This is a genomic window from Paracoccus caeni, from assembly GCF_016629665.1.
Taxonomy (GTDB): Bacteria; Pseudomonadota; Alphaproteobacteria; order Rhodobacterales; family Rhodobacteraceae; genus Paracoccus; species Paracoccus caeni.
The window spans coordinates 417,295-435,594 of the sequence record NZ_JAEPRQ010000001.1; the positions used below are offsets into that span (position 1 = coordinate 417,295).

Consider the following 18,300-nt stretch of genomic DNA (forward strand, 5'->3'; position numbering starts at 1 on the left):
TGGTCAACCGCCTTCTTGGGGTGATGCCAAAGCCAGCCGCATGACAATCCCGTCCAGATCTGGCCCGTAATATCGGCGCCTTAGCCCGGCTTCCTGCCAGCCTGCGCCAAGATAAAGCGCCCGCGCCGGTGCATTATCCGCAGCCACCTCGAGAAAGGCCGACACAGCGCCGTTCTGGCGTGACGTAACGGCAAATTCCGCAGCCAATTCGCGTCCCAGACCGGCGCGCCGTGCGCCTGGTGCAACCGCCAGCGTCAGCAACTCGGCCTCGTCGGCAATGACGCGGCCCAGCAGGAAAGCGTCATTCCGGGTCAGCAGGAACGCGCCGGGCGTCGCCAGCAGATCGCGGAATTCCGGGGCACTCCACGGGCGGGGAATGGTGAACGAGGCCGAATGGATCGCCGCCAGCGCTTCAGGCGTCACGGCAGGATGACCGGAGCCGGGTCGCGCGAAGGTGCCGCATCGGCAGGGCGCAGATAGATCGGCGCGGGACGTGGCGCGGGCTGATCCCGACGATCCAGCGCCAGTCTTGCGATGGCTTCAGCTATGAGGAACTGGGGCGCGGATGCGGGCGGACCGGGGGGCAAAGTCTCCTCGGTCGCCTGTTGCGGCAGAGTTTCAGAGCCGTCGAAATCCTGCCAGACGACTTGTCCGGCGCGCAATGGCAGCACGATCCGGCAGGGGCGGGGCAGGCCGAAGGCGGCGGCCTCGGTCGCGCTGATGCCGATGGCGGGGATGCCGAGAGACAGCGACAGACCACGGGCGGCGGCGACGGCGATGCGGATGCCGGTGAAGTTGCCGGGGCCGGTGCCGACGCCGATGACCGCAAGGTCGCGCCATGTCAGCCCGGCCTCGGCCAGCAGTTCTTCCAGCAGCGGGAACAGCCGTTCGGCCTGCCCCTTGGTCATGTCCTCGACGCGGGCCGCAAGAACCCTGTCGCCGCATACCAAAGCGGCCGCGCAATGCGCGGCCGATGTGTCAAAGCCCAATGCGACGGGATCAGGCAACCGGACGAACCTCGATCACTTCCGGGATATAATGGCGCAGCAGGTTCTCGATCCCCATCTTCAGCGTCAGGGTCGAGGACGGGCAGCCCGCACAGGCGCCCTGCATGTGCAGATAGACGATGCCGCGATCAAAGCCGTGGAAGGTGATGTCGCCACCATCCTGCGCCACGGCGGGGCGGACGCGGGTATCCAGCAGTTCCTTGATCTGCACAACGATCTCCGAATCGGGTCCGTCATGGTCGGCATGGCCTGCATTCTCGGCGACATCGCCTTCGATTGCGGGGGCACCCGACTGGAAATGCTCCATGATCGCGCCCAAAACCGAAGGCTTCAGATGATCCCAGGGCACATCGTCGGTCTTGGTCACGGTGATGAAGTCGCGACCCAGAAACACCCCGGTCACATTCTCGACCGCAAAAATCCGCTGCGCTAAGGGCGAGCGTTTGGCGGCATCCGCATCGGGGAAATCCGCTGTCCCGTCCTGAAGAACGAGATCGCCCGGAAGAAACTTCAACGTGGCGGGATTCGGGGTGGTTTCGGTCTGAATGAACATGGGCGCGCTCCTTGTGAGCCTGATATGGCGATGCGGGGGCCTTGGGTCAAGATTTGCTGCCCGGTTTAGACGGGCTCAGGTGATTGCCTCAAGCCGCTCTTTGGAAATATCCCCCGGAACGATGGTGATCGGGCAGGGCAGGCCGGCCGCGTCTCGTAAAAGCCGCGTCAGAACAGGGTTTTGCCGCGATTTGTCCGAGCTTAGCCCAATGGCGACGATCCCGATCTCGGGGTCTTCGTCCAGCAGACGCAAAAGCTCTTCTGCGGGATCGCCCTCGCGGATCAGAAGTTCCGGCTCCACCTTGGGGCGGGTCCGCATCCATTTGGCGAAAACTTCGTAATGCGCCTCGATCCGTTCCTGCGCCTCGGCCCGCATGACATCGGCTACGCCGAAGCCGTGCTGAATCTCGGCCGCGGGAATCACCGCCAGTACAAGAACCGCGCCATCCGAATTCGACGCCCGCATGGCGGCGAAGCGCATCGCGTTCAGACTTTCGTGGCTGTCATCAAGAAGCACCAGAAATTTGCGCATTATGCGTTCTCGGCTGTTGTTGGAATGCGCGAACAGTGGCTTATATGCCATGGTCGCGCAAGTCATTCGGCAACTTCCCGCGCGGTGTGGTTTCCATGGTCAAGACGATATGTTAGCTCAAATCGACCCTAACCCTGAGCGAGCGAAACGCATCGTGACCATTCACCATGATTGGGACAAGGCCGAAGCGGCACGCCTGAACAGGCTGACGTCGCCGAAAATGGCATGGTTTATGGGCGAAGCCAGTGCCGCCGGCGTCGAGCCGATGCCGCTGGGCAAACGCATTTTCGACCTCTCTCTGGTGTTGGTTCTGCTGATTCCCTTGTCGGTGGTGATGGTGATCGTCTCGCTGATGCTGCTGATCATGCAGGGGCGGCCGATTTTTTATACTGCGCACCGGATGCGTGCGCCGGGTCAGGCCTTCACGCAGTTGAAGTTCCGCACGATGCTGCGGGAAGAGGATGATTTCGGCGCAACCGGCGCGCACAAGCATTGGCGCATCACGCCTTTGGGACATTTCCTGCGCCGCACCCGCATTGATGAGCTGCCGCAACTGTTCAACATCCTGCGCGGCGATATGAGCTTCGTCGGCCCGCGCCCGCCCTTGCGCGAATATGTCGAGCGTTTTCCGGCGGTCTATACGCAGGTGCTGAAAAGCCGCCCCGGCGTGACCGGCCTTGCGACACTGATCTATCACCGCCACGAAGACCGCATTCTCGCTAGCTGTAGAAGTGCCGAAGCGACCGAGAAGGCCTATTACCGCCGCTGTCTTCCCGCCAAACTGAAGATCGACCTGATTTATCAGCGGCATCGTGACATGCGGCTGGACCTTTGGATTTTGTGGAACACGCTGAAGATCGTTTTCTTCCGCAAGGACGAACGCCCGCGCCGCAACGGTCGCGGCTAGATCGTCTTAGTCGGTCTGCGCAAACGGATCGCGCGGATAGCCAACCCCCGTCAGATAAAGCCCATGCGGCGGGCAAACCGGCCCGCATTCGGCCCGATCCCGCGCCGCCAGTGACGTTGCCACGCGGTCGGGGCTCCATGATCCTGCGCCCACCCTTTCCAGCGTCCCCACGATCGAGCGGACCTGATTGTGCAGGAACGACCGGGCGCGCAGGAAGAATCGGTATTCCCGCCCATGAGGTATCTCGATTTCCTCGATCCGAATCTCGTCCAGCGATTTCAGCGGGCTTTTCGCCTGACAGATCGAGGACCGGAAGGTGGTGAAATCATGCTGCCCGATCAAATGCGCCGCGCCTTCGCGCATCAGTTCGGCGTTGAGCGGGTTCAGAACCTGCCAGACCCTGCCTCGCCCATGCGTCAAAGGTGCCCGCCGCGCCACGAGGCGGAACATGTAGAGCCGCTCGGTCGCAGAGAAGCGGGCGTGGAAATCCTCTTCAACCGGCGCAGCTTCCAGAACGGCGACCGGCGCGGGTTTCAGGTGAAAGTTCAGCGCCTCGGCCAGCCGGAACGTATCCCAGTCCCGCAGCAGATCGGCGTGGGCAACCTGCCCGGTCGCATGCACGCCCGCATCGGTCCGCCCCGCTGCGGCGATCCGTGCGCCGTCGGCGAAACCGGGGTCCAGCTTTGCCAGCGCGGTTTCGACCGTCTCCTGCACCGAGGGTTGATCGGCCTGAGCCTGCCATCCGGCAAACGGCCTGCCGTCATATTCGATCTTCAGCGCGTAACGCGGCATTGCCTAACGGGTCTTTTCTTTCGTCACATCATAGGACAGCAGATCGTCCAGCGTCTGCGCCTGGTCCGAGACCAGCGCCTTCGGCTCCGTCTCGGGCTGGACACCCTCGCGCATCAGCCGGTCGCGCAGGACCGAGATTTCGATGTCCAGATCGCTGCGGTCGCTGTCCAGAAGTTTGCGTGACTTTGCTTTGAAATCTTTTTCCAAATCGTCGAGGAATGTCTCATAGGATGCCCTGACCGACGCATCGCGGGTTCGGCCATAAAGGCTTGCGAACTTCACCGTCGCGTCGCGGGCACCCATCAGGTAGATGCCCATATAGCGCCGCGCGCCCGACAGATCGCCTGGATTGTCGCGCACCCTGTCGAAAAGCCCCTCGACCGTTGCGGCGAAGCGATCCACCCGCCGCTCAAGCTGCAGATCCCCGGCGCGCAGGATGGCATCGCGCATCTGGTCCAGCAGATCCTCGGCCTCTTGAATCATGCGATGGGCACGGTCCTGCTGAAAGTCATCGACCCCGGTCGCGCCCTTGTCGCGCATCGGATCGGTGCCGAAGGAAAGGACATGCAGGATCATCCCCGCGACACCGACCAGCACGCCGTCAGTCAGGACGCCGGGTTCGGCCACGCCAATGCCCAGACCAAGCGCGGCCAGAACGCCACCGAACAGCTTGCGCGGAATGGCGGGGCGCTTGGCGACGCGGCGCACTTCATAGGCGGCTTCGGCGACCAGACCTTCGCGCGTCATCCACATGCCCGAGGCGATGAGGCCGAAGGCCGCCAGATCGGTGAACATGCCGGTGGGAGATTGGAAAAAGGCCAGCGCGAGGAACGGAGACGACGCGATCGTCACCCATTTCGGCCTTCCCGCAAGGCGGTGGCGAATGCGCGGTTCGGGCAGGGTCTGCTGGACCTCTGCATTGCGATGATCGCGCCGGGAACCGTCGGGCGAATAGCGTCCGCCAAAGCGTTCTGACATGCCGCCGCCCCTAGCCCGCACCGACCAGCGACGCGTAAAGCGCCAGCAGGACCAGAAGGTAAAAGCTCAGCCTTTGCACGGCGTTGCGCGACATCTCTTTCCTTTCCCGTGATGGCCGGAATGGCCAAGTCTTCGTCTATATCGGTATCGCCCTGCCGTTTGCAAAGACGAAACCGGATCAGGCGGTCATGAACAGGCGATCAAGCGCCTGATCAAGTGGCGCAGGATCGTCCAGCGCCAGCCTGACCGGCAGCGCCATGACCTTCGGGCGAAAACTGCGCGGCAGGCGGGCGGCATCCTTCTCGGTCGTGACAAGCTGGGCGTTCTGCATCCGCGCCTCGGTTTCCAGTCGGGTCAGCAGGGCAGTGGTGAAGGGCTGATGATCGTCCAGCGCTTCGCCCCTGACCACCTCTGCGCCAAGTGCTGTCAGGGTGGCGAAGAATTTCTCGGGGTGGCCGATGCCGGCGAAGGCAAGGAGGCGATGGCCCTGCCAGTCAAAGCCCATCTGCAACGGCTGCAATTGACCGCGAAGATGCGGGGGGGCATCGGGTGGCGGGGTGAACTGCGCCTGCGCCTCTGGGGTGCCGATCGACAGCAGCAGATCGGCGCGGGCAAGGCCGGCGGGCACGGGTTCACGCAGCGGGCCTGCGGGAAGGCACAGCCCGTTGCCGAAGCCCTTCGCCGCATCGACCACCACCACCGACAGATCATGTGCCAGTGCCGGGTCTTGAAGGCCGTCATCCAGCAGGATCGCCTGCGCCCCGGCATGTGCAGCGGCCTCGGCCCCCGCGCGGCGGTCGTCGCTGACCCAGACCGGCCCGAATGCGGCCATTAGCAGCGGCTCATCCCCGGTCAGCGCCGCATCGTGGCGCGCCTCGTCCACCTGCAGCACGCCCTTGGCGCTGCCGCCATAGCCGCGTGAGACCACATGTACGGCGATCCCCCGCGCCTGCAATTGTTGCTGCAGGAAGATGACCGTCGGCGTCTTGCCGGTCCCGCCCGCATTCAGATTGCCGACGCAGATCACCGGAACGCCAACCCGCGCCCGTGCGCCCGATGCCAGCCTGCGTGCCGTCGCCCGGGCGTAAAGCGCCCCAAGCGGCGACAGCAGCCGCGCCCGAAGATCGGGCGGACGCTGATACCAGAATGAGGGCGCGCGCATCATGTTGTCTTGGCCTCGTTCAGCGCGGCAAGAACCGGCGCGCAGATCCGCATGGTCACATCGGCGCCGCCGGTGCTGACGGTCCAAGCATTGCTGGCCAGTGTCGCGATCAGTTCGGGCTGCGTCAACTCGGCCACCGCCGTCGCCAGTTCCTCGGCATTGGCAACCTGCCGCGAGGCCGAGGCACCCTGCAATTGCTGCCATTCGGTCGCGAATTGCCCGACTGCGGGGCCGTGGACGATGGCGGAACCAAGCGCCGCAGGCTCGAACGGGTGGCGGGCGGCGGTGTCGTTGTCGGTCAGCGTGCCGCCCAGATAGGTGACGGGGGCAAGGCGATACCACAACCCCATCTCGGTCGGGCCGTCGGTGATCATCACATGGATGTCGTCCATCGGGTCTTCGTCCAACTGCCGCTGCGCGACATTGAGGCCCGAGGCTTCAAGCTGTTCCGCCAGCGCCGGTGCCCGGTCCGCATCAAGCGGCGCGAGAAACAGAAGCGCACGGTGCGACTGGCGCAGGGCGGCCTGATGGGCTTCGATCACCGCCTGCTCCTCGTCCTCGGGGATCGAGGCTGCGAACCATGCGTGACGCCCGCTGAGCAGTTCGGCCAGTGCGCTGCGTTCACCCTCGGAACAGGGCAGGGGATCGCGGATTTCTGCGACCGGCCCGGTCATCACCACGCGAGAGGCGCGCGCGCCCATGCGATAGGCAACCTGCTGGCTGGCGGCATCGGTCACAAGGACCGCTTGCATGTCGCGCAGCAATTCCCGCCGCATCGCGCCACGCAGGGACCAGCCAGCATCCTGCGGGTCAAGCCGCGCTTCGGCCAGAATGACGGGCAAACCGCTGTTTCGTGCCGCCGTCACCAAAGCTGCGGGGAAATCCGATCCCAGAAGCAGCAGAACAGTTGGCGAGATGGCGGCGATCAGCGCCTCGGCGGTGGCAAGATTGCCGCCCGGATCTTCGAGATCCTCACCAATCCGCAGGATGTGCAGGTCGGGCCGCGCCTTCAGCAGGCGTCGCTGAACCTGCGCGGCGGCGACCTGCGCATCTTCGGCCACATGCATGACAACGATCGGGCCTTGCCCATGCGGAGGCTCGAACGCGACGCCGGACGGACCTGCCTTGCGCAGTTCCAGCCACAGGGCCAGCCGCCCGATCCCCCATCCTCCCGGTGCCATGCCAGACCACCCGTCGCGACGGGCCTTAGCCCTTCACGTCCAGCTCTTCGGTCGGGCCGCCGGGCTTTTCCTCATCCCGAAGGCGGTGCAGGTGGGCGATGAAATAGCGGGTCTGGGCGCTGTCCACCGTGCGCTGCGCTTCGGCTTTCCATGCGGAATAGGCGGCCTCATAGTTCGGGAAGATGCCGACGATGTGGATATTGTCGGTATCGCGGAACTGGGTCGATTGGGTGTCAGTCAGCTCGCCGCCGAAGACGAGGTGCAGGCGTTGGCTCATAGGTGCCTCCGATAGTTAGGTTGCGCGCGGAACCTAGCGCGCGGGCCGCGCAAGATGAAGCCGCATTCTGGTGCCGCGGGCGGTCTTGCAGCTATTTGGCCAAGGAAGAAGCAGCGCTGGTCAAAGACCCGCCAGTTCCATTACCACGGCCCATTCCTCGGCCGTGACCGGCTGCACCGACAGGCGGGTATTGTTGACCAGCGCCATGTTTTTCAGGCGCGGCTCGGCCTTGGCCTGATCCAGCGTCACCGGCTTTGGCAGCGGTTTCACCGCCTTCACATCGACACATTCCCACCGCGCATCCTCGGTGGTGCTGTCGGGATGGATTTCGTTCGCCACCTCGACGATGCCGACGGCTTCCTTGCCGATATTCGAATGGTAGAACAGCCCAAGATCGCCCTTTTTCATGGCGCGCATGAAGTTGCGCGCCTGATAGTTGCGCACGCCGTTCCATTCTTCGGCATTGCCACCCTTGGCGACCAGATCGTCCCAGCCGAAGACATCGGGTTCGGATTTGAACAGCCAGTATTGCATCAGCCGATCACCTTCTTCCATTCGATCACCTCGACAGCCTGAAACAAGCCCGCGCCCGTATAGGGATCATTCGCCGCCCAATCCTGTGCCGCCGCCAGATCGACCGCTTCGAGGATGATCAGCGAGCCGCGCATCTCTCCCTCTTCGATCAGCGGCCCGGCCATCAGCACAAGGCCGGTGCGCGCGATATAGTCCAGATGCGCTTGACGGGTGTCCAGACGGGTCTGCAACGCGCCGGGCTTGTCCCGGCAGATCACGGCAAAGAGCGCCATTCATTCCTCCTTCAGCGGTCGGGTCATCAGATGGGCAGCGGCCGTTTCCACGGAAACGCTGCCCTCGGAAAGCTTCGCCACCATCGCGGCGATGGGCATATCCTCGCCCAGTTTTGCGGCAAGCGCGGTGACGGCACGGGCGGTGGCCGCGCCTTCGACGGTGGTGGTGGGGTCGAAGGCTTCGCCCCGGCCAAGCGCCTGCCCGAAACGGAAGTTCCGCGACTGGGCCGAGGTGCAGGTCAGCGTCAGATCGCCAAGGCCGGAGAGGCCGGTCAGCGTCTCGGGTCGCGCGCCAAGGCGAGTCGCCATGCGGGTCATCTCGGCAAAGCCGCGGGTGATGATGGCGGCGCGGGCGCTGTCGCCAAAGCCTGCGCCGATAACCACGCCAGCGGCAATGGCGATCACGTTCTTCAATGCGCCGCCAAGCTCTGCCCCCGTCACGTCGGTCGTGCGATAGAGCCGAAGAACCGGGGTGGAAAGCGCCGCCTGCAAATCATGTCCGGCATCCGCGTCAGCGCAGGAGAGCGTCAGGGCGGTCGGCAAACCGCGCGCGATGTCGGCGGCGAAAGAGGGTCCGGTAAGGACGGCCACGGTCGCCGCAGGACAGGCCTCGGAAATCAGCGCCGAGGGTCCGGTGAGGCGGGTCAGATCGATGCCTTTGGCGGTGCTGACCAGACGCTTGCCGTCCAACATCCGCGCATTCGCGGCAAGGAAAGCGCCCAGCGATTGCGCCGGAACCGCCAGCAACAGGGTTTCCGCCTGCACCGCGCTAGCCAGATCGTTGGTGATGTTGATGTTATCGGGCAGGGTCACGCCGGGCAGGCGCGGGTTCTCTCGTCCCCAGCCGGTATCGCGTCCCCACAGCGTCACCGCGCCATTGGCCGACAGCGCTACCGCCAAAGCGGTCCCGAATGCGCCCGCGCCAAGGATCGCCACGCTCATGCCTTAGCCCCCTTCTTGCCGCCGCCCAGCATCGGTGCGGCGCTGCTATCCAAGGGCCAGCGCGGACGGGCCTGCAAGTCCATGCCGTCGCGATGCCCCTGCCGGAACCGCTCGATCCCGGCCCAAGCGATCATCGCGCCGTTATCGGTGCAAAGGCTCAGCGGCGGGGCTAGGAACCGGGCGCCCGCCTCGTCCGCGATCGGCTCTAAAGCCCCTCGGATGCTCTGGTTCGCGGCAACGCCCCCGGCAACGGCGATGACCGGAACCGGATGGGCGGCCAGCGCGCGGCGGGTTTTTTCGGCCAGAACATCGGCGACGGCAGACTGGAACGCGGCGCACAGATCGCGACGGTCGGTCTGGCGCAGGCCGCCTTGTTCGGCGATCAACTGATCGCGCAGGCGCAGGGCCGCCGTTTTCAGTCCCGAAAAGGACATGTCGAAACCGGGCCGGTCCAGCAGCGGGCGCGGCAGATCGAAGCGGTCGGGATCGCCCAATGCCGCCTCTGCCTCGACCGAGGGGCCGCCGGGTTGCGGCAGAGCCAGCAGTTTCGCCAGCTTGTCGAACGCCTCGCCCGGCGCGTCGTCGATGGTGCCGCCGATGCGGGTGAAATCCTCGGGCCCATCGACGCGCAGGAACTGGCAATGCCCGCCCGAGACCAGCAGCATCAGGTAAGGATACTCGACGCCATCCGTCAGGCGCGGCGTCAGCGCGTGGCCCGCCAGATGGTTCACCCCGACCAGCGGCAAGCCCGCACCGGCAGCGATTCCCTTGGCGCACATCACCCCGGCCATCACGCCGCCGATCAGCCCCGGTCCCGCCGTCACCGCAACGCCGGTCATATCGGCCAGCGTCACGCCTGCTTTCGCCAGCGCCTCTTCGACCGCCAAATCCAGCCGCTCGGCATGGGCGCGGGCGGCGATTTCAGGGACGACGCCGCCGAAATCGGCATGCAACGCGGTCTGGCTGCTGACGACCGAGGCCAGAATCCGCCCCTCGCCGGTCACGATGGCGGCGGCGGTATCGTCGCAACTGCTTTCGATGCCAAGAAAGACGATCTCGTTCATGCTCTTGTCGGACGGGAAAATGGTGCTTACGCCTGATGGCCTAACATTGACCACACGGGAAGCCAATGGCGACAGATGCCGCGCCCCTTCTGCTGCTGACCCGACCGCAGGCGGATTCGGAACGCTTCGCGGCGATGCTACCGGAATGGCCGGCGGTGATCTCGCCCATTCTGCGGATCGAGCCGGTGGCGCACGATGCCGACCTGCGCGCGGCGGAAGGGTTGGTCTTCACCTCGTCCCATGCGGTCGGATTTGCCGGGCCGGGCAGGGGGCGGCTGGCGCTGTGCGTGGGTGGCCGGACCGGCGCGATCGCGCGGCAGGCGGGCTTTGATGTGCGCGAGGGGAACGGCTTTGCCGAAAGCCTGTTGCCGCTAATCAAGGCGTCGCCGGTGCCGCTGATCCATCCCCACGGGCGGCATCTGGCGAAGGTTCTGCCGGTGCCGGGCGTGGTCGTCTATGACCAGATCGCGCTGCCCCTGTCGGATGCGGCGAGGGCGTTGCTGGCCGGGGATGCGCCTCTGGTTCTGCCGCTGTTCTCGCCCCGCTCGGCCCGGCTGCTTGCGGCCGAGGCGCGGCAGGCGCGGGCGCCGATCTGGACCGTGGCAATCAGCGCGGCGGCGTTGGCGGCGTGGGATGCGGACAGTGCGGGCCATGCCGTAGCTGCGCGCCCGGATGCCAAGGCGATGGCGGCGGCGATCCGGCTGTTGCCGGTGGCGGAACATAATGCCCGACGGCGGGTTGAGCAGCGGAACGCGCCTGATTAGGCTGGCGTAAAGCCGCACGGGCAAAAGCGCCCGGATGGCAGCGATGACGGGGACCGACGTGAAAAAGCCAGAAGACGCCAGAAATTCCAGCAAATCCAAGGCTTCCGGGACCGACGATCCCTCCGCTCCGGTGAAACTGCAGGCTGCCAAGCCGGGAATCATTGCCAGCACCGATACTGGGCCGGGCGACGGAACCGCCGCCGCAGCGGGCGGGGGCGAGATCAAGCCCGCAAGTTCGACACTGGTTGGCGACGGCAACAATGGGCGACCCGCCGCCGAGCCGAAGCCCGCTGCCGCAAAAGCGACCACATCTGCTGGAAAAGATGCGCCGAAGGCCACGCCATTCGCGAAGACGGAGCCGGTGGCCGAAAAGCCCGCCGAAAAGTCTGCCGAGAAACCCGCAACGAAACCCGCCGACAAGCCTGCCGAGAAGCCGAATGAGAAACCTGCAATCGCCGCCGTGCCCGCGCCGGTGACGGTGAAGAAAACCGGCTTTTGGCCGGTCCTGTTGGGCGGCGTCTGTGCCGCAGCGATTGGTGCCGCCGCAACCATCTGGGCGCTGCCGCATCTGCCCGCCTCATGGCTTCCCGAACAGCCCGCCGCGCCGGAAACAACGGTCGATACCGCCGCTATCGAGGCAGGTGCAGTCGCCGCCGCCGAAGCCGCCATGGATCAGCGGATCGCGGCGCTGCGTGCCGAACTGGAAGCTGCACCCGCAGTCGAAGGTGACGACGGTGCGGCTTTGGCCGAGTTGCGCCAGCAGCTTCAGGATCAGGCCGCCCGGATCGAGGAACTGGCGATTGCGCCTGCGGCCTCTGGCGGCGTTCCCGACGATACCGAAGCCCGCATTGAGGCGCTGACCCAACAGGCCGCAGCGCTGGAACAGCAGATCCAAAGCTCTGCCCAGCAGGTTCAGACCCAGATCAGCGAGGCTCAGGCCGAGGCGCAGCGACTGCAGGAAGCCGCCGAGGGCAGTACCCGCCGGGCCGAGGCCGTGGCCGCCATTGCCTCTTTGCAATCGGCGCTGGATCAGGGCGTCACCGCCGAAGATGCGCAACAGACCCTTGAAGGCGCGGGGATCGAGACCCCCGAGGCATTGAGCCGCGAGATTGCAAGCCTCGACAGTCTGAAGACCACCTTTGGCGATGCCGCCCGCGCCGCCCTTCGCGCTTCGCTGCGTGAGGAAAGCGCCAGCGGCGGTGGCAATGTGCTGACGAACTTCCTGCGCGCCCAGACCGGCGCCCGCTCGGTCGAGCCGCGCGAGGGGGATGATGCGGACGCGATCCTGTCCCGCGCCAATGCCGAGGTCGAGGCGGGCCGGATCGGTGCCGCTTTGGAGCAGATTTCCGCCTTGTCTGACGCAGCAAAGGCCGCGCCCGATATGGCAGGATGGATCGACCGGGCCACCGCCTATCGCGACGCGCAGGCGGCCTTGTCCGATTTGTCGACCCCTTCGAATTGAGAGCCACGCCATGTTGTTAAGCCTTCTGAAAATCCTTTTCTTCTTCGCGGTGGTTCTGGCTCTGACCCTGGGCGCGATCCAATTGTCCGAAACCGGCCAGTATCTGCGCCTTGAATATGCCGGGACCGAGATGGTCCTGACCCCGCTCAAGGCGGCGGTCGTGCTGGCGGTTCTGGTTGTGCTGGCATGGCTTTTGGTGAAGTTGCTGGGCCTTGCGCTGGCCTTCGTCCGTTTCCTTGCGGGCGATGAGACCGCGATCAGCCGCTATTTCGCCCGCTCGCGTGAGCGTAAGGGCTATCAGGCCGTTGCCGATGCAGTGCTTGCCATCGCCTCGGGCGAGGGGAAGCTGGCACAGGACAAGGCGGCCAAGGCCGAGAAATACCTGCAAAAGCCGCATATCACCAATCTCCTCTCCGCTCAGGCGGCAGAGGTTGCGGGCGATACGCAGAAGGCCGGGCAGATCTATCGCGAATTGCTGAGCGACGACCGCACCCGGTTCGTCGGCGTGCGCGGGCTGTTGCGGCAGAAGCTGGAAGACGGCGACACCGCCACCGCGCTGCTTCTGGCGCAGAAAGCCTATGCGCTGAAGCCTAAGCACAAGGAAATTCAGGACACGCTGCTGTCGCTGGAAATGCGCGAGCATGACTGGAAGGGTGCCCGCCAGATGCTGAAGGAAAAGCGTCGTCAGGGCGAACTGCCACAGGATGTCCACCTGCGCCGCGATGCCGTTCTGGCGTTGACCGAGGCCAGCGAGGTTCTGGCAAAGGGCAATTCCATCAGCGCGCGTGAGGCGGCGATCTCGGCTGCGAAAGCCTCGCCCGACCTGATCCCGGCTGCGGCTTTGGCGGCGCGCAGCTATATCGCGCAGAAGGATTTCCGCAACGCCTCGCGGCTTCTGGAAAAGACATGGTCGGTGCGCCCGCATCCCGACATTGCCGCCGTCTATGCCGAAATCACCCCGGACGAGACGCCCGCCGCCCGGCTGAAGCGCTTCGACCGGCTGATCGCCAAGAACCCGGAGAACGAGGAATCGCGTCTGCTGAAGGCGGAACTGCTGCTTGCCGCCGAGGATTTCCCCGGTGCGCGGCGCGCGCTTGGCGATCTGGCCGAGAAGCATCCGACGGTTCGGACCCTGTCGATCATGGCCGCGATCGAGCGGGGCGAAGGCTCTGACGACAGCGTCGTGCGCGGCTATCTTGCGCGGGCACTGACGGCATCGCGCGGGCCGCAATGGTGCTGCGACAAGTGCCACAATATCATGGCCGACTGGGCGCCGGTCTGCGACAGTTGCGGCGGGTTCGACACGCTGACCTGGCGCGAGCCGGACGAAAAGCGCAGCGGTGCCGCCATGTCGGGGACAGGTGCGGAAATGCTGCCGCTGCTGATCGGCACGCCGAAACCGGCGCCTGCTCCGGTCGAAGAGGCCCAGACGATCACGCCGGATCGCCCTGATGCGGCCCCGCGTCCCGCCCGCCCCGAACCGGAACTGGCCGAGGCGGAACTGACCGCGCCGCCACCTAAACCAAAGCCCGAGCCGACCCCTGCGGTCGCGCCCGGCATGGTCCCGCGCGAGGCCGATTATAACGAGCCATCCAGCACGATCACGACGGCCGAACCACCGCGCGCGGCACCCCGTCCTGCCGCTCCTGCCCCCGCTGCCGAAACGCCGCAACCTGCACCTGTGCCCGAACCCGCTGCGTCGGCTCCTGCGCAGCCAGCGGTCGAAAAGCCGGTGCCACCGGCCAAAACCGCGCCCGCGACGCCCCCGGTCAGCGCCAATGTCGCGTCCAAGCCGGAACCCGAGCCAGAGCTTGAGCGCGAGATGGTTCGCCCGGATGTGGTGCCGCCTGAAGAGGCGGATTGGACCGAGGGCAAGATCAGGCCCTGACGGATCGGGGGCGGCGAAAAAACCACGCCGCCCCTCTTTCCCCCTTCGCCGGAACCTGCTATCCGGCGCGTCACAACCAGATGCCGCTGTAGCTCAGCTGGTAGAGCACGTCATTCGTAATGATGGGGTCGGGGGTTCGAGTCCCTTCAGCGGCACCAGTTTCCATGTGATATTTGTCCTTGGACCATAAGAGTGCAGATTTGGAGCAATTGGCTGCAGATTGCGTGTCAATATGGCCAATGCAGCACAGTCGTGTGTCATTGAGGGCTCCGTTTCGGCGAAGGAAGGGACCATGTATTCGTTGTCTCAAAGCCTTCCAACCCACATGAACCACGAGAACGGCCCAAAGCTGCCGGTCAAACGTCGTTCCCGCTGATCAGCAGCCTCCCTGAAGCGGACACTCACCCATCGATGCAGCGAGAGCCCAAGAAAAATAATTGATTATCTTGCCAGTTGCCATTTGATTGTGAAAAACATTGGAGGAAAAATTGGCGCGGCGCGGTGGTTTGTCATGTCGATGGCACGGGAGGCGGCAAGGCAACAGAAAGCCGTCGCGACAGCTAAGAGGCGATCCAAAGCGGAAGCGGAAGATCGTCGGCTAATCCGAGAGGCCGAAGCTGATCGAAGGAATCGAGTAATATGGCGGGCTGAGGCTGCGGACAACCGCCTCAATTAGCGGCGCCAGGATCAATCTAACGATCGACATCGGCTTCGGTGATGCGATGGAACCCGGCGCGGAGACGCTCGACTATCCCACCATGTTGGCGTTTCCCGTACCGCGTCTGCGTGCCTATGCGCGCGAAACTGTTATTGCTGAAAAGTTTCAGGCGATGGTGGCGTTGGGGCGTGCCAACAGCCGGATGAAGGACCTCTACGACATCTGGGTTCTCAGCCGCTCGTTCACCTTCGATGACAGACTGGCTTGGGCAGTCGCCGCCACTTTCGCGCGGCGCCTGACGGCAATACCTCAAGACCCGCCGGATGCGCTGACGTCCGGCTTCGCCGAGGACGCGGCCGCGGATAAGAAGCGACAATGCGCGCCTTCGTCGGAGGAGTATCCACTCACGATCCGAGGGCGCTAGCCGTTGTAATTAATGATATTTCCACTTTCCTCATGCCGTTTGCAATCTACGCCCGAAGCTTGGCCATTGAAGGATAATCTGCATTGAAAACTGTCAGAAAAGAGCATAGAATCCTGACAGGAGAGCGGTGTGCAGCGGTTGACCGAACAAATTCTTGATCATGCAGATGGCTTGCCCGAGGGAAGTGCAATCTCGGCTAAAGGCTTGCTCCACCTCGGCAACCGTGCCGCGGTGGAGCAGGCATTGTCGCGCCTTGCAGAACGTGGCCGACTGATCCGCGCCGGGCGCAGTCTGTATCTACGACCTGTGGTCGTAACGCCAGAGCGCTAGCTTCCGTCGAGGGGCCTCCAGAGTGCCGAATATCTCCTCATTCAAAAGCTCTTCGCGCAGGCTGCCGTTGAACGACTCATGAAGGCGTTCTGATATTGCTTACCCGGGTCCATGTAATGCTAGGGCACCCCGTTATTGTCTGCCCACTTCAGGATGGCGCAGCTGGTGAGTTCGGTGCCGTTTTCGCTGCCGATGCAAGCGGGCTTTCAGCCTGCGACTGGAACGGCAGATGATCGCGCGGGATCGGCTCACCGATATTCCCCAAAGCTGCCTATCAAGTAGCCCCGCAGAAAACTCCAATGCAAGGATATCGATCATCTCACGGTCTCCACCAGGACGTCGCAGCATCTGTTCCTGCAGTTGCTTGAATCCTGACGGCAGTTCGGCAAACGGAGCGCCATTCCTGAGCGCGCCAGGTTTACGCTGGATGGCACATGCCCAAGCATGGCGGCTCGAGACGAAGGGTTTGGCGCAAGATCCATCTCGGGATAGACGAGGAAACGCTCGAGCCCCGTGCGGTGGAAGTTACTTCAAGCAATGTCGGCGATGTTCCGATGCTGCCAGGCCTGCTTGTCCAGATCCCGGCGGACGAGGAGATCGCCAGGGTCACCGCGGACGGCGCCTACGACACACGGGCCTGCCATGACGCCATCGCTCCCCGCAGTGCATCGGCGGTCATTCCGCCGAGGCGGAATGCGAGGTCATGGAAGCCGGACACTCCCCGGGCCTGGGCACGTAATGAGAGCCTGCGGGCATCGAAGTATCTTGGCCGGGCGCTTTGGAGGAACTGGAGTGGGTATCACCGCCGCAGCGGGGTGGAAACGAAAATGAACTGCGTCAAGCAGCTCGGCCAGCGGCTGATGCCACGGGACTTCGACCGGCAGGTTGCCGAGGTCCAGATCCGCGCGGCGGACATGAACCGCTTCACGGCCCTCGGCACCCCGGTCACTTTGGCAGTGGGATAGGTGTGTCCGGGGAAAGGGGAACTGCGGTCGCCAGCCGATTTGCGCAACAACGCCGGCATGAGTGGATTTGGCCAGCGATCCTTGGTCGTCGAAGTGAAAGACCAATTTTGCGGCGCCGGCCGCCTTTTGGGCAGGCGCCGCCAGCGCCGCTCGCCAAAAACAATAGTAGGGCAACGCAACCGAACTCCGGACGTGGCTGAATGAAAATTCAGTGGCAGGTCAAGCTCTATGCAAATTTTTGTGGTATATCTTCAAAAAATGCTTGCACATCATGAAAATAGATACAAAATCAATGTGTAATCGGGGCCGTTCTTCCCCGCATTGTTTCGAATTTACCCTAAAAAATAGCGAAACTATTGCTTCAAGCACATTCGCTTGCAGCACAGCCTTGAAGGAATTCATATGCCATATGTAACGGAACTACCCGATGGTATGATTACTTTTGATGGTGACGCGTATGTTATCGATACGAATAGTGTGAGCCTCATTAACATCACGTCGGCTGAGGATGCCGAATTCTCTCTGTACGATGTCGATGCAACCAGCGGAACTACCTTATCCAACGGCGACAACCTCTCCTTGGTCGATGAGGACGGAGGCGCAGTTGTGTCGGGTACCTACGTAGGGGATGTGACCGTATCCACCGCCTCGGTAGACGTCGGACTGCCACCACTTGTTGGACTGCAGGTAACGCTTAATCCTCTCGAAGCTGCGCTTATGATGGATGATGAAGGGCGCTTCTATGCCATCAGCGAAAGCGGGTTGGATAGCAGTCACCTAGGAGTGGAAATAACCGCGACAGTCGCAGGGCAAAGCTTTACCGTAATCGGCGCCGACATCAGCTCGGCTCTCTCTGAACTTGCCTCGACAGTGTCGAGCGTCCCGCTCGTCGGCGGCGCAGCGGCAGCCCTGATCGAGGGGGCGGGAAACGCGGTTCAGGGAGCACTAGATGTCGCTATAATTACTGTTGAAGTTGATCCTGAAGGTGCTTTGGACCTTGATGACGATCAAGTTGTACCATGTTTCCTCGCTGGAACGATGATCGCGACGGCAGACGGAGAGGTTCCAGTTGAAGACCTGGCTGTTGGCGACTCGATACTGACAGCGGACGGAAAAACTGTCTCGGTTAAATGGATAGGCGTCAAGACAATCAAGTTCAGGAAAGCCGGCATCCATCACTTGCCCGTGCTTATCTCGAAAGGAGCACTGGGAAAAAATACGCCTAACAGGGATCTCTACGTGTCTGCTGACCACGGCATCATCATTGATGACTACGTCGTAAATGCAGGTGTAATGGTGAACGGAGATACAATTAAAGATATACAGCCCGATTGGCTTGATCGCGATATCGTATATTATCATATCGAAACAGATCAACACGACGTGATACGCGCAAATGGAACCCCAGCTGAAAGTTTCATAGACTATGTAGGGCGGCGTATGTTTGATAATTATAAGAGTTATGTTGAAATGTATCCAGATTCAGCAAACATCAGAGAAATGGGTTTTGGAAGGATATCCACACAGCGGCTGCTTCCGGAGTATCTTAAGGAGAAGTTGGGCGTTAAAGATCCGTCGCACGGCAAGAGTCAGGCCGCCTAAAAGCAGG

The 18,300-nt window shown here is 63.3% G+C and carries 19 protein-coding genes, 1 tRNA gene and 2 pseudogenes; 8 read left to right on the top strand and 14 right to left on the bottom strand.

The genetic code is table 11. The features are described 5' to 3' along the window. Positions 1–3: 3 nt before the first annotated feature. The 4 genes from JJJ17_RS01930 to JJJ17_RS01945 all read right to left on the bottom strand — a co-directional run bounded on the left by JJJ17_RS01930 (position 4) and on the right by JJJ17_RS01945 (position 2,091). Positions 4–423 carry a GNAT family N-acetyltransferase gene (locus JJJ17_RS01930; protein ID WP_200683376.1) on the bottom strand — a complete coding sequence of 140 codons (420 nt, stop codon included), beginning with the start codon at positions 421–423 and terminating at the stop codon, positions 4–6. Continuing rightward, positions 420–1,007 carry a tRNA (adenosine(37)-N6)-threonylcarbamoyltransferase complex dimerization subunit type 1 TsaB gene (tsaB, locus tag JJJ17_RS01935; protein ID WP_200683378.1) on the bottom strand — a complete coding sequence of 196 codons (588 nt, stop codon included), beginning with the start codon at positions 1,005–1,007 and terminating at the stop codon, positions 420–422. Before tsaB ends, JJJ17_RS01930 begins: the two co-directional genes overlap by 4 nt. Then, the gene (locus tag JJJ17_RS01940; protein WP_200683380.1) at positions 1,000–1,560 is read right to left on the bottom strand and encodes a NifU family protein; all 561 of its coding nucleotides are present in this window, start codon (positions 1,558–1,560) and stop codon (positions 1,000–1,002) included. Before JJJ17_RS01940 ends, tsaB begins: the two co-directional genes overlap by 8 nt. A gap of 75 nt (positions 1,561–1,635) precedes the next feature. Further along, positions 1,636–2,091 carry a universal stress protein gene (locus JJJ17_RS01945; RefSeq protein WP_200683382.1) on the bottom strand — a complete coding sequence of 152 codons (456 nt, stop codon included), beginning with the start codon at positions 2,089–2,091 and terminating at the stop codon, positions 1,636–1,638. A gap of 154 nt (positions 2,092–2,245) precedes the next feature. On the opposite strand from JJJ17_RS01945, the gene JJJ17_RS01950 reads away from it, so the two are divergent. Then, a complete protein-coding gene (locus tag JJJ17_RS01950) occupies positions 2,246–2,998 on the top strand; it encodes a sugar transferase (protein WP_325168746.1) in 753 nt (250 codons plus the stop codon). Between the two features lie 6 nt (positions 2,999–3,004). Here the strand turns inward: JJJ17_RS01950 and truA are convergent, their stop codons facing one another. From truA to tsaD, 9 genes are all read right to left on the bottom strand, one after another. Next, the gene (gene truA, locus JJJ17_RS01955; protein WP_200683384.1) at positions 3,005–3,790 is read right to left on the bottom strand and encodes a tRNA pseudouridine(38-40) synthase TruA; all 786 of its coding nucleotides are present in this window, start codon (positions 3,788–3,790) and stop codon (positions 3,005–3,007) included. A gap of 3 nt (positions 3,791–3,793) precedes the next feature. Beyond that, positions 3,794–4,768 (bottom strand): 5-bromo-4-chloroindolyl phosphate hydrolysis family protein, encoded by a 975-nt coding sequence (locus JJJ17_RS01960; protein WP_200683385.1) that lies wholly within the window; start codon positions 4,766–4,768, stop codon positions 3,794–3,796. 178 nt (positions 4,769–4,946) lie between these two features. Then, positions 4,947–5,930 carry a tetraacyldisaccharide 4'-kinase gene (gene lpxK, locus JJJ17_RS01965; RefSeq protein ID WP_200684743.1) on the bottom strand — a complete coding sequence of 328 codons (984 nt, stop codon included), beginning with the start codon at positions 5,928–5,930 and terminating at the stop codon, positions 4,947–4,949. Beyond that, entirely contained in the window at positions 5,930–7,111 is a 1,182-nt protein-coding gene (locus tag JJJ17_RS01970) for a 3-deoxy-D-manno-octulosonic acid transferase (RefSeq protein WP_200683386.1), read from the bottom strand. The genes lpxK and JJJ17_RS01970 overlap by 1 nt, the downstream gene beginning before the upstream one ends. 25 nt (positions 7,112–7,136) lie before the next feature. Further along, positions 7,137–7,388: a DUF4170 domain-containing protein gene (locus tag JJJ17_RS01975; RefSeq protein ID WP_200683387.1), complete on the bottom strand. Its 252-nt coding sequence runs from the start codon at positions 7,386–7,388 to the stop codon at positions 7,137–7,139. A gap of 120 nt (positions 7,389–7,508) precedes the next feature. Continuing rightward, on the bottom strand, positions 7,509–7,922 hold the full coding sequence (locus JJJ17_RS01980; protein ID WP_200684751.1) for an EVE domain-containing protein: 414 nt from the start codon (positions 7,920–7,922) through the stop codon (positions 7,509–7,511). Next, on the bottom strand, positions 7,922–8,194 hold the full coding sequence (locus JJJ17_RS01985; protein WP_200683388.1) for a YciI family protein: 273 nt from the start codon (positions 8,192–8,194) through the stop codon (positions 7,922–7,924). The genes JJJ17_RS01980 and JJJ17_RS01985 overlap by 1 nt, the downstream gene beginning before the upstream one ends. Continuing rightward, positions 8,195–9,136 (bottom strand): NAD(P)H-dependent glycerol-3-phosphate dehydrogenase, encoded by a 942-nt coding sequence (locus tag JJJ17_RS01990; protein ID WP_200683389.1) that lies wholly within the window; start codon positions 9,134–9,136, stop codon positions 8,195–8,197. Next, complete coding sequence (gene tsaD, locus JJJ17_RS01995; protein ID WP_200683390.1) at positions 9,133–10,200, bottom strand: tRNA (adenosine(37)-N6)-threonylcarbamoyltransferase complex transferase subunit TsaD; 1,068 nt, start codon at positions 10,198–10,200, stop codon at positions 9,133–9,135. The genes JJJ17_RS01990 and tsaD overlap by 4 nt, the downstream gene beginning before the upstream one ends. Positions 10,201–10,265: 65 nt before the next feature. Here tsaD and JJJ17_RS02000 point away from each other — a divergent pair, with 65 nt between their 5' ends. The 5 genes from JJJ17_RS02000 to JJJ17_RS02020 all read left to right on the top strand — a co-directional run bounded on the left by JJJ17_RS02000 (position 10,266) and on the right by JJJ17_RS02020 (position 15,396). Next, positions 10,266–10,964 carry a uroporphyrinogen-III synthase gene (locus JJJ17_RS02000; RefSeq protein WP_200683391.1) on the top strand — a complete coding sequence of 233 codons (699 nt, stop codon included), beginning with the start codon at positions 10,266–10,268 and terminating at the stop codon, positions 10,962–10,964. Between the two features lie 34 nt (positions 10,965–10,998). Further along, on the top strand, positions 10,999–12,426 hold the full coding sequence (locus JJJ17_RS02005; RefSeq protein WP_200683392.1) for a COG4223 family protein: 1,428 nt from the start codon (positions 10,999–11,001) through the stop codon (positions 12,424–12,426). A 10-nt stretch (positions 12,427–12,436) separates the two neighbouring features. Further along, positions 12,437–14,314 carry a heme biosynthesis protein HemY gene (locus JJJ17_RS02010; RefSeq protein ID WP_200683394.1) on the top strand — a complete coding sequence of 626 codons (1,878 nt, stop codon included), beginning with the start codon at positions 12,437–12,439 and terminating at the stop codon, positions 14,312–14,314. An 82-nt stretch (positions 14,315–14,396) separates the two neighbouring features. After that, positions 14,397–14,472, top strand: a tRNA-Thr gene (locus JJJ17_RS02015). Between the two features lie 489 nt (positions 14,473–14,961). Beyond that, positions 14,962–15,396 carry a nucleotidyl transferase AbiEii/AbiGii toxin family protein gene (locus JJJ17_RS02020; RefSeq protein ID WP_200684753.1) on the top strand — a complete coding sequence of 145 codons (435 nt, stop codon included), beginning with the start codon at positions 14,962–14,964 and terminating at the stop codon, positions 15,394–15,396. A gap of 300 nt (positions 15,397–15,696) precedes the next feature. Here JJJ17_RS02020 and JJJ17_RS20250 read toward each other — a convergent pair. Continuing rightward, a pseudogene (locus JJJ17_RS20250) lies at positions 15,697–15,932 on the bottom strand (integrase core domain-containing protein); the annotation flags it as partial. Between the two features lie 222 nt (positions 15,933–16,154). Here JJJ17_RS20250 and JJJ17_RS02030 point away from each other — a divergent pair. Together JJJ17_RS02030 and JJJ17_RS02035 are read left to right on the top strand one after the other, a co-directional pair. After that, positions 16,155–16,691 (top strand): annotated as a pseudogene (locus JJJ17_RS02030) (IS5 family transposase); the annotation flags it as partial. 402 nt (positions 16,692–17,093) lie between these two features. Then, the gene (locus JJJ17_RS02035) at positions 17,094–18,293 is read left to right on the top strand and encodes a Hint domain-containing protein (protein WP_200683396.1); all 1,200 of its coding nucleotides are present in this window, start codon (positions 17,094–17,096) and stop codon (positions 18,291–18,293) included. The last annotated feature ends 7 nt before the right edge of the window (positions 18,294–18,300 follow it).

Coding starts and splice junctions, on each gene's coding strand:
- JJJ17_RS01945 (WP_200683382.1), bottom strand. CDS start 2,091: ATGCGCAAATTTCTGGTGCTTCTTGATGACAGCCACGAAAGTCTGAAC.
- JJJ17_RS02000 (WP_200683391.1), top strand. CDS start 10,266: ATGGCGACAGATGCCGCGCCCCTTCTGCTGCTGACCCGACCGCAGGCG.
- JJJ17_RS01970 (WP_200683386.1), bottom strand. CDS start 7,111: ATGGCACCGGGAGGATGGGGGATCGGGCGGCTGGCCCTGTGGCTGGAA.
- JJJ17_RS02005 (WP_200683392.1), top strand. CDS start 10,999: ATGGCAGCGATGACGGGGACCGACGTGAAAAAGCCAGAAGACGCCAGA.
- JJJ17_RS01980 (WP_200684751.1), bottom strand. CDS start 7,922: ATGCAATACTGGCTGTTCAAATCCGAACCCGATGTCTTCGGCTGGGAC.
- JJJ17_RS01960 (WP_200683385.1), bottom strand. CDS start 4,768: ATGTCAGAACGCTTTGGCGGACGCTATTCGCCCGACGGTTCCCGGCGC.
- JJJ17_RS01990 (WP_200683389.1), bottom strand. CDS start 9,136: ATGAGCGTGGCGATCCTTGGCGCGGGCGCATTCGGGACCGCTTTGGCG.
- JJJ17_RS01940 (WP_200683380.1), bottom strand. CDS start 1,560: ATGTTCATTCAGACCGAAACCACCCCGAATCCCGCCACGTTGAAGTTT.
- JJJ17_RS01975 (WP_200683387.1), bottom strand. CDS start 7,388: ATGAGCCAACGCCTGCACCTCGTCTTCGGCGGCGAGCTGACTGACACC.
- JJJ17_RS02010 (WP_200683394.1), top strand. CDS start 12,437: ATGTTGTTAAGCCTTCTGAAAATCCTTTTCTTCTTCGCGGTGGTTCTG.
- lpxK (WP_200684743.1), bottom strand. CDS start 5,930: ATGCGCGCGCCCTCATTCTGGTATCAGCGTCCGCCCGATCTTCGGGCG.
- tsaD (WP_200683390.1), bottom strand. CDS start 10,200: ATGAACGAGATCGTCTTTCTTGGCATCGAAAGCAGTTGCGACGATACC.
- JJJ17_RS01985 (WP_200683388.1), bottom strand. CDS start 8,194: ATGGCGCTCTTTGCCGTGATCTGCCGGGACAAGCCCGGCGCGTTGCAG.
- truA (WP_200683384.1), bottom strand. CDS start 3,790: ATGCCGCGTTACGCGCTGAAGATCGAATATGACGGCAGGCCGTTTGCC.
- JJJ17_RS02035 (WP_200683396.1), top strand. CDS start 17,094: ATGCCATATGTAACGGAACTACCCGATGGTATGATTACTTTTGATGGT.